This window comes from Brachybacterium sp. Marseille-Q7125, assembly GCF_023062615.1.
Taxonomy (GTDB): domain Bacteria; phylum Actinomycetota; class Actinomycetes; order Actinomycetales; family Dermabacteraceae; genus Brachybacterium.
Window position 1 is genome coordinate 1 of record NZ_JALLAL010000040.1, and the last position, 15,945, is coordinate 15,945.

16 protein-coding genes are annotated in these 15,945 nt (G+C 70.4%); 7 read left to right on the forward strand and 9 right to left on the reverse strand.

The window, feature by feature from the left end:
• Positions 1-176: 176 nt before the first annotated feature.
• From MU407_RS10340 to MU407_RS10350, 3 genes are all read right to left on the reverse strand, one after another.
• Positions 177-1,115 (reverse strand): hypothetical protein, encoded by a 939-nt coding sequence (locus tag MU407_RS10340; RefSeq protein ID WP_246957230.1) that lies wholly within the window; start codon positions 1,113-1,115, stop codon positions 177-179.
• Complete coding sequence (locus MU407_RS10345) at positions 1,112-1,252, reverse strand: hypothetical protein (protein WP_158239379.1); 141 nt, start codon at positions 1,250-1,252, stop codon at positions 1,112-1,114. Before MU407_RS10345 ends, MU407_RS10340 begins: the two co-directional genes overlap by 4 nt.
• A gap of 135 nt (positions 1,253-1,387) precedes the next feature.
• On the reverse strand, positions 1,388-2,428 hold the full coding sequence (locus MU407_RS10350) for a LacI family DNA-binding transcriptional regulator (protein ID WP_246957233.1): 1,041 nt from the start codon (positions 2,426-2,428) through the stop codon (positions 1,388-1,390).
• 506 nt (positions 2,429-2,934) lie between these two features.
• Here MU407_RS10350 and MU407_RS10355 point away from each other — a divergent pair.
• The 5 genes from MU407_RS10355 (at position 2,935) to MU407_RS10375 (ending at position 8,067) form a co-directional block, all read left to right on the forward strand.
• Positions 2,935-3,999 carry a sugar ABC transporter permease gene (locus MU407_RS10355; RefSeq protein WP_246957236.1) on the forward strand — a complete coding sequence of 355 codons (1,065 nt, stop codon included), beginning with the start codon at positions 2,935-2,937 and terminating at the stop codon, positions 3,997-3,999.
• Positions 3,996-4,901, forward strand: a complete 906-nt coding sequence (locus MU407_RS10360; RefSeq protein WP_102235673.1) for a carbohydrate ABC transporter permease — start codon at positions 3,996-3,998, stop codon at positions 4,899-4,901. The genes MU407_RS10355 and MU407_RS10360 overlap by 4 nt, the downstream gene beginning before the upstream one ends.
• A 131-nt stretch (positions 4,902-5,032) precedes the next feature.
• Positions 5,033-6,433, forward strand: a complete 1,401-nt coding sequence (locus MU407_RS10365; RefSeq protein ID WP_246957239.1) for an ABC transporter substrate-binding protein — start codon at positions 5,033-5,035, stop codon at positions 6,431-6,433.
• A gap of 2 nt (positions 6,434-6,435) precedes the next feature.
• Positions 6,436-7,284: a glycerophosphodiester phosphodiesterase gene (locus MU407_RS10370; RefSeq protein ID WP_246957241.1), complete on the forward strand. Its 849-nt coding sequence runs from the start codon at positions 6,436-6,438 to the stop codon at positions 7,282-7,284.
• A gap of 69 nt (positions 7,285-7,353) precedes the next feature.
• Positions 7,354-8,067 carry a glycerophosphodiester phosphodiesterase family protein gene (locus tag MU407_RS10375; RefSeq protein WP_246957243.1) on the forward strand — a complete coding sequence of 238 codons (714 nt, stop codon included), beginning with the start codon at positions 7,354-7,356 and terminating at the stop codon, positions 8,065-8,067.
• A 171-nt stretch (positions 8,068-8,238) separates the two neighbouring features.
• Here the strand turns inward: MU407_RS10375 and nadE are convergent, their stop codons facing one another.
• Both nadE and MU407_RS10385 read right to left on the reverse strand, forming a co-directional pair.
• Positions 8,239-9,066, reverse strand: a complete 828-nt coding sequence (gene nadE / locus MU407_RS10380) for an ammonia-dependent NAD(+) synthetase (protein WP_246957245.1) — start codon at positions 9,064-9,066, stop codon at positions 8,239-8,241.
• A 151-nt stretch (positions 9,067-9,217) separates the two neighbouring features.
• Complete coding sequence (locus tag MU407_RS10385; protein WP_246957247.1) at positions 9,218-9,769, reverse strand: hypothetical protein; 552 nt, start codon at positions 9,767-9,769, stop codon at positions 9,218-9,220.
• Between the two features lie 269 nt (positions 9,770-10,038).
• Here MU407_RS10385 and gdhA point away from each other — a divergent pair, with 269 nt between their 5' ends.
• Positions 10,039-11,382, forward strand: coding sequence for an NADP-specific glutamate dehydrogenase (gene gdhA / locus MU407_RS10390; protein WP_102235681.1), 1,344 nt, complete (start codon positions 10,039-10,041; stop codon positions 11,380-11,382).
• 36 nt (positions 11,383-11,418) lie between these two features.
• Here gdhA and MU407_RS10395 read toward each other — a convergent pair whose 3' ends face one another.
• The 3 genes from MU407_RS10395 to MU407_RS10405 all read right to left on the reverse strand — a co-directional run bounded on the left by MU407_RS10395 (position 11,419) and on the right by MU407_RS10405 (position 13,610).
• Positions 11,419-11,559, reverse strand: a complete 141-nt coding sequence (locus MU407_RS10395; protein WP_246957249.1) for a hypothetical protein — start codon at positions 11,557-11,559, stop codon at positions 11,419-11,421.
• Between the two features lie 99 nt (positions 11,560-11,658).
• Positions 11,659-12,465 carry a fructosamine kinase family protein gene (locus MU407_RS10400; RefSeq protein ID WP_102235682.1) on the reverse strand — a complete coding sequence of 269 codons (807 nt, stop codon included), beginning with the start codon at positions 12,463-12,465 and terminating at the stop codon, positions 11,659-11,661.
• Positions 12,462-13,610, reverse strand: a complete 1,149-nt coding sequence (locus MU407_RS10405; RefSeq protein ID WP_102235683.1) for an aminoglycoside phosphotransferase family protein — start codon at positions 13,608-13,610, stop codon at positions 12,462-12,464. The genes MU407_RS10400 and MU407_RS10405 overlap by 4 nt, the downstream gene beginning before the upstream one ends.
• Positions 13,611-13,734: 124 nt before the next feature.
• Here MU407_RS10405 and MU407_RS10410 point away from each other — a divergent pair, with 124 nt between their 5' ends.
• Positions 13,735-14,652, forward strand: a complete 918-nt coding sequence (locus MU407_RS10410; protein ID WP_246957251.1) for a sulfite exporter TauE/SafE family protein — start codon at positions 13,735-13,737, stop codon at positions 14,650-14,652.
• 52 nt (positions 14,653-14,704) lie between these two features.
• On the opposite strand, the gene hutG is transcribed toward MU407_RS10410, so the two are convergent.
• Positions 14,705-15,736 (reverse strand): formimidoylglutamase, encoded by a 1,032-nt coding sequence (hutG, locus tag MU407_RS10415; protein WP_246957263.1) that lies wholly within the window; start codon positions 15,734-15,736, stop codon positions 14,705-14,707.
• Positions 15,737-15,945: the final 209 nt, after the last annotated feature.

Genomic DNA, 15,945 nt, shown 5'->3' on the forward strand with positions numbered 1-15,945 from the left:
ATGTCCATCGCGTCGTGGAGCATCTGGCGGGCGGTCAGGCCGCCCTGCTCGGGGCGGCCGCCGTAGTGACCGAAGCTGAGGAATCCGAAGGCTCGCATGAGACAAGCCTAGCCCGGGTGGTTGAAAAATTGATGAATAGTGTCGGAGCAGGGTGAGGGGATGCCGGGTGGGGTGGCTCATGCCGGGAATGCTGCCGCCGCCGTCGAGCGGCGGTCGCGCAGGTGCCTCCAGCACCCGGCAAGAGCGCCGAGCACGGCGATGCTCAGCAGCGCCAGCCCGGGGCCGGGGAGCCGGCCGCTGAGCCCGTCCTCGAGGAGGAACTCGAGGGCGAATAGCCAGTGCAGCACCACCAGCAGGGCCAGTGGCACCGTGAGCAGAGCCAGCAGTAGAGCGCTGAGGCGCCGTGGGCGCAGCGCCGCGGTCACCGCGAGAACCACCACGAGCGGTGCAGTGAACACCCACAGCAGATGCGGGACACCATCGTGCAGGCGCGCGGCGGCCGGCAGGAGCTCCAGATGCGTCCCGTCCTTGTGGAACGGGGTCCACCACAGCGGCGCCCCCAGTCCCACCACGGCAGTGACAGCGGAGATCAGCGAGGCGATGCCCACCCTGCGCCCTCCACGCGCCCCTTCACGAGGACCTTCAGGCGGCTCGTCCCGCAGCTCCGGACCGGAGCCCGGCGCCAGCAGCGCCGCCGCCGCCAGCAGCACGGATCCGAGCAGCACGGGAATGAAGAAAAGGGTCGGCGCCCCCACAGCCCTGCCACCCCGCCACTGCCCGTCGGCACCCTGTCCGTCCCACATGAAGACCATCGCCGCGGGCTGGATGACGATGAGCACCGTCAGCACCGCATGCGCCGCCGCCAGACCGGCCCACAGCGCCCCCGGACCGCGGGAGCGGCGGGTGTACGCCACAAGGGCCAGCAGCGCGGGCAGGAGCAGCAGCCAGACCAGCACCAGCACTGCCGAGATTGGGTGCAGGAACGCATCGGTGAGCGCGATCAGCGGTTCCGCGGCCACGGGGCCGCCCACGTAGATCCATGCCGGGCCGAGCAGGCTCAGCCAGGGCAGGACGGTGGCGAGGGTCGCGAGCAGGGCGGGGGTGTGCCGTCTCATCGTTCGCGCGCTTCCTCACGCTGTCGCGCGAGGTCCTCCGGGGTGGCCTCCTCCACCCCCTCGGCTCCGGCATCTCGGGCGTCGGTCTCCACAGGCTGGTTCCGCACCTGCTCCGGGGTCATCCCGAGGAAGTTCACGTCATCACTCCTGCGTCGGGGGCACCGGCGGGGCCGGCGCTCATGGCGTGGTCGCGCGTGTATCGCCTCAGTTTATGGAGAGTCGGGGGCTGTGGCGATGGGGAGAATTCCCGTTCAGCCACGATGCCGCAGCGTTCAGATCCGCGCGAGCGTGGAGCCGGGCACGAACTCGCCGGGGAGCACCTCGTGGCGGACCTCCCGCCGTTCGGGACCGGTGCTGCCGGGCGGGCCCTCACCCGCATCCTCCGCGGCGATGAGCAGCTCGCCCATCCGCGCCACTGCGCGTTGCACCACCTGCGCCACGGGCAGACGCACGGTGGCGAGCCCCAACAGGTCCAGGCCATCGCCCATCCCGTCGAACCCCACCGCGGAGACGTCCTCGCCGATCCGCACCCCGCGTGCGGCGGCGGCGCGCAGAAGATCCAGCGCCACATAGTCCACCGGGCAGACGATGCAGCTCAGCTGCTCCGCCTCGGCCAGGTCCAGGGCCCGCACCACCCCGTCGGCCTCCGGCAGCAGCTCCACCTCGCGGGTGGCGACCCCCAGCTCCGTGCAGCGCGCCAGCAGGCTGCGCACCCGCAGATCGAACACGCGCGAGTACAGTACCGGGGCGCGCAGCACCGCGATCCGTCGGTGCCCGCGCGCGTGGATCTGCTCGGCCATGAGCCGGCCGTGCGTGGCCTCGTCGTAGCTGACCGAGTCGATCAGCGGATGCGCATTGGGGCGACCGACGATCATCATCGGCACCGAGCTGACGGTCTCCACGAGGTCCTCCGCCGCCGTGACCCCGGTGCCGATGAACACGCCGGCCACGCGCTGGCCCAACAGGCGGTGCAGTCCCTCGACCTCCGCGGTGCCGTAGTCGTGGCGGAAGGCGGTGACGGAGATGAGGGTGCGCCCGGCGTCCTCGACCGCCCGATGCATCTCCGCGTGCAGATGCCCGTAGGCGGGGTTGGTGGCATCGCGGATCAGCAGACCGAGCTGCCGACCGTGGCGCTGCGCGAGTCCGCTGGCCACGAGGTTGTGCACGTAGCCGAGGCGCTTGGCGGCCTCATGCACGGTGATCAGGGTGTCTGGAGAGACGCGCTCGCCCTTGTTCTGGAACACCCGCGAGACCGTGGAGCGGGAGACCCCCGCGGCGCGGGCCACGTCCTCCATCGTCGGCTGGCGAGCCATCGAGCAATACCTCCCAGATGCATAAGTCGCCGCACGATAACCCTCCTCAGTGGCGGTCCCGGCGTCCCGACGGTGACGTGCGGGTGAAGACTCCCGGTCACCGGCTCGCGCGGCCCAGAGCCGACGCTGAACAGCGAATGAACATGTGATGGCAATGTGCCGAACACCAGGCCGACGGACGGAAAACTCACGCCCGTTCACACCATCGGGCGACATTGTGGGAGCGCTCCCACCTGCGGTGACAGATGGCGTTCATAGCCGGTTCACCTGCACCGATGCCTTCTTGGCGGAGCGGCGGCCGACGGCCTACGGTCTCGGTGACGGCAGCGCATGCGCCCCCTCGGTCCCGTGCATCGGTCCCGTGAGCGGCTCGGCCTGAACCCGCGAGCGACCCGGACTGTGCATCCCGGGATCGTCCCCGAGGCCTGTGCTCGCCGCCGTCGCTGCTACAGACCACCCCGCCGTGATCCCCACGGGCTCGACCACCGCACGCTGGGAGCGCTCTCATGACCACCACCGTCCGCACGCACTCGCGTCGGCGATCCACCACCGCCGCCGCGGGTGGCCGGGACGCCGCGTCCAGCACCCACGCCACGGGGAGCACGGCCACCGGTGATGCCCGCACCGCCGATGGCTCCGGGTCCACCGGCGTGGTGACCGCCGAGCAGCGCCGCCGCTCCCCGCAGCGCCGCCGCCGTGTGCGCCGGGACGCCCTGCTGTTCGCCGCGCTCATCGCCCCGAACCTCATCGCGATCCTCGTCTTCTCCTACTACCCGGCGATCTACAACGTGGGTCTGAGCTTCTTCGAGTGGGACTTCGTGGCGCCCTCGCCGGAATGGGTGGGCACCGAGAACTACACCGACCTGTTCACCGATCCCAAGTTCGGCCGCATTCTGCTGAACACGCTGATCTTCACTCTGGTCAGCGTGTTCGGGTCGATCATCGGCGGGATCCTGCTGGGGAGCCTGCTGGCCACGAAGCTCCCGCTGACCGGCTTCGCCCAGACCATGGCCTTCGCCCCGCACATGCTGCCCGGCGCCGCCGTCGGCACCCTGTGGCTGTTCATCTTCGACCCGAACTACGGGCTCTCGCGCTGGCTGTTCTCGCTGGTCGGCATGGCATCTCCGGACTGGACCACCACCTCGGACTGGTCGCTGTGGGCGATCACCATCGCGTATACCTGGCAGCGTCTGGGCTTCGTCACCGTCATCTGCTACACCGCGATCCTGGACCTGCCCAAGGACCTGTATGAGGCCGCCGCCCTCGACGGTGCGCACGGCTGGAACCTGTTCCGTTACCTGACGCTGCCTCTGCTGAGCCCGATCACGTTCTTCCTGTCCATCACAGGTGTCATCTCCGCCGCGCAGGCGTTCGACATCATCTCGATCATGACCGGCGGCGGGCCGGGCATCTCCTCCTCGACCCTGAGCTGGATGGTCTACGAGGAGGCCTTCAAGAAGTTCGACATCGGCTCGGCCTCCGCGGCCGCCACCGTCCTGCTGGTCATCCTGCTGGTCCTCACGTACATCCAGGTCCGTGTGGGAGAGAAGAAGGTGAACTACGACTCATGAGCACCCACGCCACCGTCAACGCGCCAGGGACCGCCGGAACCGCCGAGGCCCCACGTCAGTACCGCCGGGCCCGCGGCCCGCATCGGCCCGCCTGGCAGACCGCGCTGTTCATGGTCGGGATCATCGGCATCATCGCCATCTTCTTCGTCCCGCTGTACTGGCTGTTCTCCTCGGCCTTCAAGCCGCGGGACGCGATCTACACGTGGCCGCTGCAGTGGATCCCCACCGCGCTCACCCTGGACAACTTCGCCGAGGCCTGGTCCACAGCGCCCTTCGACCGCTTCTTCCTGAACTCCATCATCACCACCCTGGTGGGCACCGGACTGGAGATCACGCTGGCGATCCTGTGCGCCTACGCCTTCGCCTTCGTCGAGTTCCGTTACAAGAAGATCGTGTTCGTGCTGATCATCGCGTCGATGATGCTGCCCGGCCACGTCACCCTGATCGTCAACTACATCACCGTGGCGAACCTCGGGTGGCTGAACACCTACCAGGGTCTGATCCTGCCCGGTATCGCCAGCGCCTTCGCCATGTTCCTGCTGCTGCAGCACATGCGCACCATCGACGCGGACATCATGAAAGCCGCAGAGATCGATGGGGCGGGGCACCTGCGCCGGATGACGACCATCGCCATTCCGCTGTCCACGCCGATGATCATCACCGCCACCCTGATCGTGATGGTCGGCAAATGGAACGAGTACGTCTGGCCGCTGATCGTCACCAGCACCACGAACATGCGCACCCTGCCCATCGGCCTGCTCTTCCTGCGCAGCCAGGAGGGCTACTCGAACTGGGGCGCCATCATGGCCGGCACCGTCTTCGTGTCGCTGCCGATGCTCGTGCTCTTCTTCCTCGGCCAGAAACGGATCATCGGCGGTCTCGCCGCCGGTGCCCTGAAGTGACCCTGCCCTCTGACTGAACATCGCCGCCTCACGGGGCATGTGCCCCTGTGCCGGCCCTGCCCCGCCGCCCTGTCCCACCTCGACCTCGATCCCACGACCCGCCCCGATCGCACCTTCCCAAGGAGATGTCCATGACCAGCCCCCGTTCCTTCTCCCCGTCGCGTCGCAGCATCCTGACCGCTCTCGGCCTCGGCGCGGCCGGTGCTTCCCTCGCCGCCTGCGGCGCCCCCAACGGCGGCAGCGCGGAGGACGCTGACCAGCCTGTCCGCGACGGCTTCAGCCAGGCCGACATCACCGTGCCCGATGAGTACAAGGACCGCACCCCGATCCTGTTCTGGGCGCCCTTCACCGGCGACCTCCTCGAAGTCCTCAACGGCCTGTTCACCGCCTTCAACGAGTCTCAGAACGACATCGTCGCGGTCGCTGAGTCCGTGGGCGGCTACGCCGATCTGAACCAGAAGTTCACCGCCGCGCTGCAGGCCCGCACCGTGCCCGACATCGTCTGCTTCCCAGAGATGCAGTGGCTGCAGTTCTACTTCTCCGGCGCGCTCGCCCCGCTGGACGGCTACTTCGATGACGAGTGGAAGCTCGACAACTACATCGACAACTACACGCCCGAGTGCAGGGCCGCGGACCAGACCTACCTCGTGCCGTTCGCCCGCTCCACCCCGCTGTTCTACTTCAACCGCACCCGTTACCAGGAGCTCGGTCTGCCGGAGGAGGGCCCCGAGACCTGGGAGGACCTCGCCGAGTTCGGCAAGGAGCTCTCCAGCATCAAGGTCGAGGGACGGCCGCTGAGCGCGCTGGCCTTCTCCACCGACGATGCCTGGTTCTCGCAGGCTGATATCTGGGGCTTCGGCGGCCGCAACAGCGACGACGACTTCAATGTCACCATCGACGGCGATGCCGGGGTCGAGTGGCTGGAGTTCCAGCGCAAGATGATCCACGAGGACAAGGTCGCCTACATGGCCAAGTCTGCTGGCACCGACTTCGAGTCCGGTGTCGCCGCCGGCAAGCGCGGCTCGACCGCAGGCCTGACCGGCACCACGAAGGCGGTTGGCGACAAGTTCGAGGTCGGCACCGCCTACATGCTCGCCAAGGAGGGCCAGGAGAAGGCCGTGCCGACCGGCGGCTCCGGGCTGTCGATCGTCCGCGCTGATTCGAAGGACCGCCAGGACGCCTGCGCTGAGCTGTTCCGCTTCCTGGGCACGCCCGAGAACTCCGCGACGTGGCACATCGGCACCGGCTACGTGCCGATCGTCAAGGCTGCCCGCGACACCCAGGAGGTCAAGGACCTCGTGGCAAAGGACCCCAACTACGAGGTGGCCCTCAACCAGCTGGAGATCGCCCGCACCGCCGATTACACCAACTGGTTCCAGTCGGCGGTCACGGAGATCGCCACGGCCGTCGCACAGGTGCATGGTGATGGCACCGACCCCAAGACGGCGCTGGGCTCCATCAAGGATTCCCTGCAGGAGATCCTCGACGACAACCGCGAGGACATCGAGAAGATCGGCTTCGAGAGGATCTGAGCATGAGCAAGCTCGCCACGAGCGCATCGGACGTGCCCAGCTCTGGCACCTCAGGCGCCCCCGGCACGGCCGGTGTACGGCCCGACCGTCGCATCCCGCAGCTGGTGGGCCATCGCGGCGCTGCTGCGGTGGAGCCGGAGAACACCCTGCTCTCCTTCCGTCGCGGTGTGGCCGACGGGTCCGCGTGGCTGGAGTGCGATGTGCACCTCAGCGCCGATGGTCGAGACGTGATCATCCACGACGCCACCATCGACCGCACCGCGCAGGAGAACTCCCCGCTGCGCACCGGTACCGTCGCCGAGCTCACCCGCGAGCAGCTGGACCGTGTGCTCGTGGGCGGCGACCAGCACATCCCCACCCTGGATGAGGTGCTCGATGCCGCGGTGCGGCCTGACGGCACGCGGGTGCCGCTGCTGGTGGAGATCAAGGCCCCGGCGGCGATCGACCTTGTGCTGGAGATCGTGGGCCGACGGTTCACGCCGGAGGACTTCGCGGCCGATGGCGCGGATGCCTCCGGGCAGCCGCCCGTGACGATCCTGTCCTTCCACGCCGAGCCGCTGGCCGCGGCGCTCGAGCGCGCCCCGTGGATCCCGCGGATGCGCACCACCACGGCGACGTCCCCGGAGTTCTGGCAGTCCGTCCAGCAGCTGCAGGCCACGCAGGTGGGGGTGCGGATCGCCGATGCCCGCCAGGTGGATGTGGAGCGCGCCCGCCAGCTCGGTGTCATCCTGAACCTGTGGACCGCCCGCAGTGAGGAGGAGCTGGAGCGTGCCCTCGAGCTGGGCTGCGACACCATCACGGTGGACGACCCGGCCTGGGCCCGCGAACGGATCACGCAGCGCAGCCGCTGACCGCCCGGCGCGCTCCGCGGCGGCGGCCCCGCTCACCCCTTTCCATCCCCGTGACCCCTTGGAGCACTCGTGACCTCGTCCCTCCCCGCAATCGTCGGCCACCGCGGCACCCCGGAGCAGGCCCCGGAGAACACCCTCGCCTCCTTCCGCCGCGCGATCGCGGATGGGGCACAGCTCCTGGAGTGCGACGTCCACCTCAGCGCCGACGGCCAGGTGGTGGTGATGCACGGTGAGAGCATCGACCGCACCGCCGCTGCGGACTCGCCGCTGCGCAGCGGGTCGCTCAGGGAGCTGACCTGGGAGCAGATCCTTCAGGTGCGCCTGGAAGGTGGGGAGCGGGTGCCGCTGCTGAGCGATCTGTTGGAGATGACTACCGTGCCGGTGTTCATCGAGGTGAAGGTCCCCGCGGCGGCCCGCGCCGTGGGAGAGATCCTCGCGGGACTGCCGGCGGGGTCACCGGCCGCGGCCTCGACCGTCATCTCCTTCCATGCCGAGGCGCTCGCCGAGATCCGCCGAGGCGCTGACGTGCCTGTGTCCTACCTGGTCAAGACCGTGGATGAGGACGCGATCCGTGTGGCCCGAGAGCTGGGCGCGGCAGGGATGGGGCCGGCGATCGACGGGCTGTGCCTCGCCGCCGCCCGTGCCGTCCGCGAGGCGGGGCTGTCCCTGAACCCGTGGACCATCAACACCCCCGAGCAGCTCCAGGTGGCCCTCGCTTGCGGCGCCGACACCATCACGACGGACCGGGCCGCATGGCTGCGGGAGGAGCTTGCCGGGCGGTGACCGGCAGGGGCCTCGGCGTGCGCGAGGGGTGTGTGCAGCGAGGCGGCGCCGCGCCGTACCTGCCGCCGTGAGTGCACCGATCTGTGGCGGAAACGGCACGGATCGGTGTTCTCGACGGCTCCGGCGCGGCGTGGCGGATGAGGCGGATAGTCGCCCAGACCGGCGCCCCGCTCACCCCTCGCGCCACCAGTCATCGAGGATCGATGCCGGGGTGGTGCGCTTGTGCCGAGTGGCAAGGTAGCGGCGCTCGATGAGCTCCGCGGCATCCTGCGCGACCTCGCGGCCCTCGAGGTAGTCGTCGATCGTGTCGTAGGCGATGCCGAGCTCCGCCTCATCGGTCTGCAGCGGCTTATCGTCCAGCAGATCTGCGGTCGGCACCTTCGCCCACAGCGGCTCCGGGGCGTCTAGGTGCTGCAGCAGCTGACGCACCTGGCGCTTGTTCAGCCCGTACAGCGGCAGCACATCCGCCCCGCCATCCCCGAACTTGGTGAAGAACCCGGAGACCGACTCCGCCGCCTGATCGGTGCCGATCACCAGCAGGTCCCGGTCCCCGGCGATCGCGTACTGCACCGTCATGCGCAGCCGCGCCTTGACGTTGCCGCGGTCGAAGTCGCTGAGCTCCCGGCCGCTGGCGGCATCGATCGCCTCGACCAGCGCGCTCGTGCCCGGTTCGATGTTCACCGTGTGCTCCACGTCGGCGGCAACAAAGTCCATGGCCGCGGAGGCATCGGCCTCATCGGCCTGAACCCCGTGCGGCAGACGCACCGCCACGAACGTCGCCTCATGCCCCTCAGAGCGCAGCAGCTCGGCGGCCATCTGTGCGAGGCGTCCGCCGAGCGTCGAATCCACACCCCCGGAGATGCCCAGCACGAAACCCTTCGCCCGGGCGGTGAGCGCGTAATCCGCGAGGAACCGCACTCGGTCGGTGACCTCCTGGGCGGGGTTGATCTGGGGCTTTACGCCCATCTCAGCGATGATCTGTTCCTGCAGCGCATGCATGGCACGAACCTACCCCTCCGCCGGGCGGGAGCCCAGGGGAGGGGCCGACGGGAGGCCGGTCCCGTCATGGCGTGCCACCGGGCTAGCTCACCGCTCGGCCAGCGCGTCGCCGAATGCACCGCCCCCGGGCCCGCGTCAGGCCCGCGCGGGATCAGCCGCCCGTCGGCCCTTCATTGACCACCGTGAGGTCCGCGCCGCCATCACCCATGTCCTCCCCGGTCACGCGCCACTGCACCTCCGGCAGATGCGGGTAGCGGTCATCGACGGGGCGGATGGTGCAGGTGGTCGCCAGGTTCTCGGCGCTCAGCCCGCCGTCGCAGCGCACCTCGATCTCCAGCTGATCGGTGCCTTCTTTGACCTCAGGCGCGGCCTCCCCGAGGATGCTCTCCACGTCCTCGGCCTGGGCGGGCAGGCGCAGCCAGCCGCTCAGCCAGCTGGTGCCGGGGTTCTCGATCTCTGGAATCCGGGCCCCGGTCTCCTCGCCGCCACCATCAGATCCGCCGCCGTCCGAACCGTTCTCGCTGCCCTCATCGGACCCGTCGTCGCCGCCGTCAGACGGCTTAGGCGCAGGCTCGACCGGATCCTCCTGCGTGGGCGCCGGCTTCTCCTCGTCACCCGTGCAGCCGCTCAGCCCGGCGCTCGCCGCGAGCACCACCGCCCCCAGTGCGAGCCATGCCCGCGGTCGCCGTTGCGTCATCCCCATCGCAATCTCCGCTCTCTCCACCCGACCCGCGGCCGGGCCCCCATCGTTCCGCGCTCCCGCACGCCTGTCCAGAACCGCTGGGCATGCGGCAACGATCAGCGGCCGACGGAGGGATCGCCGTCCAGGTCAGCGGGTGAGGCTGCGTCGCTGACACCCCCGCGGGAAACCCGTCCTTTACCGCACCGCGCCCGTCCCCCGGACGTCCCGCGCGCCAGCGGAATGCCGCGCGTACTCTGGGCGGCGTTGTGCCCGAGCGCGAAAGGACCGCGATGAGCGACGTGACCCTGCAAGACATCTATGACCAGGTCCTCCGCCGCAACCCGGGGGAGCCCGAGTTCCACCAGGCTGTGCGGGAGGTCTTCGACTCCCTGGAGTTCATCGAGCAGCGCCACCCTGAGTACCGCGACGCCGGCATTCTGATGCGGATGTGCGAGCCGGAGCGGCAGATCATCTTCCGCGTCCCCTGGGTCGACGATGCGGGGAACGTGCAGGTGAACCGTGGTTTCCGGGTGGAGTACAACTCGGCGCTGGGCCCCTACAAGGGCGGCCTGCGCTTCCACCCCAGCGTGAACCTCGGCATCGTGAAGTTCCTCGGCTTCGAGCAGATCTTCAAGAACTCGTTGACCGGCCTGCCGATCGGCGGCGGCAAGGGCGGCTCCGACTTCGACCCGCACGGCCGTAGCGACGGCGAGGTCATGCGCTTCTGCCAGTCGTTCATGAGCGAGCTGTACCGCCACATCGGCGAATACACGGATGTGCCGGCCGGGGATATCGGTGTGGGTGCTCGTGAGATCGGTTTCCTGTTCGGCCAGTACAAGCGCCTGACCAACAAGTACGAGGCCGGGGTGCTGACCGGCAAGGGCCTGGACTGGGGTGGCTCCCTGGTGCGCAAGGAGGCCACCGGCTACGGTGCCGCGATCTTCGCCGACCAGATGCTGCGGGCGCGCGGCACCTCCTTCGAGGGCCGACGCGTGGGCGTCTCCGGTTCCGGCAATGTCGCGATCTACGCGATCGAGAAGGCGCAGCAGCTGGGCGGCATCGCCGTCACCGCCTCGGACTCCTCCGGCTACATCGTCGACGAGCGGGGCATCGACCTGGAGCTGCTCAAGCAGATCAAGGAGGTTGAGCGCGGGCGGATCCACGAGTACGCGGAGCGGCGCGGCGGCCAGGCCCGCTACGTCGAGGGCGGCTGCGTGTGGGATGTGCCGATGGACATCGCGCTGCCCAGCGCCACCCAGAACGAACTCGACGGCGACGCCGCGAAGACCCTGCTCAGCAACGGGGTGCTGGCGGTCTCGGAGGGTGCGAACATGCCGTGCACCCCGCAGGCCGTGGCCAGTTTCCGCGAGGCCGGCACCGCGTTCGGCCCCGGCAAGGCCGCGAACGCCGGCGGGGTGGCCACGAGCGCCCTGGAGATGCAGCAGAACGCCTCCCGGGACACATGGAGCTTCGAGCACACCGAGAAGCGCCTCACCGAGATCATGACGAATATCCACACCACCTGCCTGGAGACCGCCGAGGAGTACGGCTGCCCGGGCGACTACGTGGTGGGTGCGAACGTGGCCGGCTTCCGCAAGGTCGCCGACGCGATGCTCGCCTTCGGGGTGATCTGACGGCTGACCCGGTGCCCCTCAGTCAGGGGCGCCGGGTCACGTGACGGTCACCGTGATCTCGACCGGCTCCACCGGCGGTTCACGTGTGCCCTTGTCCTGATCGCATCCCTCGACGATCTTCGACCGGGTGCAGTAGAGGACACGGATCGTGGTGCTGCCCGGGCTCGCCCCGGTCACCTCGACGGCGAACTGCGTCTGGGACCCGGGCTCTCCCTCGGAGTTCTCCGCGGTTGGCGATGGTGCTAACGATTGTCGCCGGGGCCTCGTAGGGGGTAGCTACTGCCGGTGCGCGGGCGATGCGCTCAGCGCCCGCCCGCGCGCCACGATGCGTCGGGCCACCCGCACGGTCTGCGCGGCGTAGACGCTGCCGAACAGCACGACGTGCGCGAGCAGGCCGAAGAACAGGTGCGCCGGCAGATCCTCCCGCCAGCCCCGGGGCAGGGGATGCGCCTGCTCGTAGCCGGCGTAGATCTCATCCAGGTGCGGGGCGCCGAACAGGGACAGCATCGCGAGGTCTTCGAGGCGATGCCCACCGTGCGCGGCGGGGTCGATGAGCGTGGCCCCACCCGCGGTCCACAGCACGTTCCCGGCCCAGAGGTCACCGTGCACCCGGGCCGGTGCCTCCCGGCCCTGACCGGCGATGCCGTCGAACGCACCGGCCGCGATCACCGCGATCGCCTCTCGCACAGCGCGGTCACCCTCGGCCCCCATCCGGGGTGCGGCCTGGTCCACCAGGGGCAGCAGCCGGTCCTCAGCCCAGAACACGGCGAAGCGCTCATGCGACCGGGTCGGCACCTCGAAGGGGTCGCTGAGCGGCCCGAAGAACGCGGGGGAAGCCGGAGCCCAGCCGAAGCCCGGCGCTCCCGCATCATGCAGGCGGGCCAGCCCGCGCCCCAGCTCCCGGGCCGCCTGCCCCGTCGGCGCCACCTCCGCCAGATGCTCCAGGTGCAGGCCCTGCTCATCCAAGCCTCGCACCGCCACCACGGGCAGCGCCCCGGGCTCAGCGAGCCAGCGCAGACCCGCCGCCTCAGCCTCCAGATGCCCAGGCGGTGCCGTGGCGGAGTGCTTGGTGAACACGCTCATGCCGCCACCTCCAGCTCCGCGGCGAGGGTGCGGCGCAGCACCGGCAGCACCTGCCGGTGCAGGGAGCGCGTCGCCGCCCGCGCGGCAACATGCACGAGCATCCCGGTGCGCTCATAGGCGGTCCAGGCCCGCATCCGCTCCCGCAGCGCCGCCGTGTCCGCCACTGCATCGGGCACCTCGCCCAGCGCCGCCCGCGCTCGCTGGTACGCCTCCACGAACCCAGCCACCTGCTCCTCGCCGAGCGGCACATACCAGGGCCCGCCATGCACGGCACCGCCGATGATCGCGAGGTCCCGCGCCGGATCATCGGCCTGCGCCCACTCGAAATCGATGAACCCCACCCGTGGCGCGTCCTCGCCCGGCGCAGGTTTCTCCCACAGGATGTTCGTGGCGCACAGGTCACCGTGGCACAGCGCGAAGCCGTCCAACTGCGCGATCTGCTCCTCCACCTGCTCCACCCGCCGCAGCGCCGCGGTGATGAACGGCTCGAGGCCATGCTCGCGCACCACATCCCGGTGCCGGGTGCGCCACTGCTCAGCAGCGGCCTCGACCTCGGCCAGCAGCGATGGGCGTCCCGCTGGCACCAGCGCCCACGGGTCCTCCCCGAGCGTCACCGGGCCCCGGCCGGGCGCGGCCACGAAGTGCAGCTGCGCGAGATGCTCCGCGTGTGCCACCAGGTGCGCGTGCGTCCATGTCCCCGGGGGCGCGGGGGTGCCCGGCACATCGGTGGTCACCACGTACGGGTGGCCGATGGGGCTCGGCGCCGCATGGTCCTGCACGGCCACGGGATCTGGACCCACCCCGGGCGGCAGCAGCGTGAGCGCCGCGATCTCGTGGGCCAGGTCTTGGTGCAGATCCTCCGGTGTCCCGTGGGGGATCCGCACAATCAGCGGGGCGTTGGTCTGCGGGATCACCCGCCAGGCCGCAAAGGTCTCACCCACGCCCGCGAGCGCCACCCGCGCCGTCCCGGACAGCGAGGCGGGCAGCACGCTTTTGTGCAGGCCCGGCAGGCGCACTGGAGATTCGGCGTCCCGCAGCGGCAGCACGAGCGTGCCGTCCTCCCAGGCCGCGGCGAGGCGCTCGCCCATCGCGGGGGAGGCCACGTCCAGTGGGGCAGGGGTCGCAGCGGAGGGGTCGGGGGTCATCTCACTCCTTACGCCGACCCCTCGATCCTACCGAGTCGCAGGTCACCCGGCCGGACGGCCCCGACCGCCGCTACGATGAGCGGCGTCCACCGCATCACCCGCCCCCACAGCCCCCGGAGGTCCCATGGAGCTTGTCCTCCTCGCGATCGCCATCGGTCTGGGCGTGGGCCTGGTGGTGGGGGCGCTCGGTGCCGGCGGCGGCATCCTCGCGCTGCCCGTGCTGGTGTACCTGCTGCGCCAGGATCCGCATGCCGCGGCCGCGTCGAGCCTCGTGATCGTGCTGATCACGGCGCTGGCGAGCCTTCCGCATCATGCGCGGCACGGGAACGTGGACTGGCGCAACGGCCTGGTGTTCGCAGGGGTTTCGACGGTGGGCGCCGTGGCAGCGTCGCGGCTGTCGGTGCTGCTGGATGGGCAGCTGCTCATGACCCTGTTCGGGGCGATGCTGGCCCTCGTGGCGGTCGCGATGCTGCAGCGCGGATTGCGCACACGCGGGCAGGAGCGGGTGCTGCGCGAGACCCGTCGGCGCCGCGCGGAACACGAAGATCCGGTTGCCCACCACGATGACCCGGTGCTGGATCAGCCCGGCCCGGACACCGTGGAGATGGCCGATGGGATCCAGCACCATCACGGCGAGCCGGATATCCCCACCTCACCGCCGCCCCCGGCGAGCCCCCGCCTCTCGCTCGTCGCCCTCACCGCCACGATCACCGGGTTCCTCACCGGCTTCTTCGGGGTGGGCGGGGGTTTCATCGTGGTGCCGATGCTGGTGATCGCCCTGGGCCTGGCGATGCGCCGCGCCTCCGGCACGAGTCTGCTGGTGATGATCGTGGCGACCATCGTGAGCCTGCTGGCGCGCGTGGGGACCGAGGTGCAGATCGACTGGGGCGTGACCCTCGCGTTCGCGGTCGCCTCCGCGGTGGGCGGGGTGATCGGCGGGCCGATCTCCGCGAAGGCCCGCGCCTCCACGCTCACCCTCATCTTCGCCGCGCTGCTGGCCGGGGTCTCCGCGGTGACGCTGTTCCAGACCCTCACCGGCTGACCGGCCCCGTACAGCCCTCGGGGTTCAGGCCCCGGCGTCGGGGCCGCCCCGGTCAGGCTTCGGCGCCCACCAGGTGCCGCACCACGTCATCGATCAGCCGGGCCCCGGCGCGGGCGGTCCGCGCATCCTGGTCCAGCAGCGGATTCAGCTCCACCACATCCAGCAGCGCGAGCTTTCCGGAGCACGCGGCCGCGCGCGCCGCCGCGGAGATCAGCCCGAGAGGCAGGCCGAGCGCCGCGGGAGCAGACACCCCCGGTGCGACTGCGGCCGGCAGCACATCCAGGTCGATCGTCAGGTACAGCACGTCCACGCTCGCTGCGAACTCCTCGACGAACCGTCGCACTCCCGCGAGGCCCTGCTCAAAGCACTGCTCATCGGTCATCCATCGCACGCCCAGCTCCCGTGCGCGGTCGAACAGCACCGGGGTGTTGGACGGCTCGGCGATGCCGAGCACTGCATAGTGCAGATCGCGGCCCGCGGCCCGCTCGGCGGCGGCCATCTGCATAAACGGTGTCCCGGAGGTGGGGTGCGGCTCCTCGCGCAGGTCGAAGTGCGCATCGAGGTTCAGCACGCCCCACGTCTTCCCCGCAGCCACGGCCCGCCCGGAGCCGATGAGCCCCAGATATGAGGCCCAGGCGGTTTCGTGCCCGCCGCCGAGCACCACGGTCAGCCGGTTCCCGGGCGCATCCAGGGCGCGGGTGATCAGCGCCGCGGCCTGTTCCTGCCCTCCCTCGAGGTTCTCGCCGACGGTCTGCGCATCGCCGAGGTCGCGCAGCTGCACCACATCGGTGGCGAGCGCGCCGTGCAGGGCCATCGGGGCGAGCGCCGCACGCAGCGCCTCCGGGCCCTGCGCCGCCCCGACCCGGCCGTGGTTGCGCCGCACTCCCTCATCGGAGCAGAACCCCAGCAGCGTCACATGCTCGGCTGCAGCCCCGGCAGGAGGGGCCGACGGGCTCGATGGGGCGGTGGCGGTCTTCGGCCCGGCGCCCAGCACCTGGATCTTCTGGTGCCAGCGGGCGTGCTCGGGGCCGTCGCCGTCGTGGCGTCCGGTCCAGACGGTCGGGGACGGGGCGGGGGTGGACATCAGGGCCTCCTGGCGATGCGGCGGCGGATCCCAGCCATCATCCCACCGCGCACCGAGGCGCACCTCCACCGCGGCCGCTGGGGCGCGTGCACCACGGCAGCGGGCGCGCCCCGCCCCGGCGACGTGGGCTGTCTTCGCCCCGCATCGGGGTCCGTTCCGCCGTTCTGTCCGGGACCCCGGTCGCCGATGGGGCGCTGGGCCTGGCATCC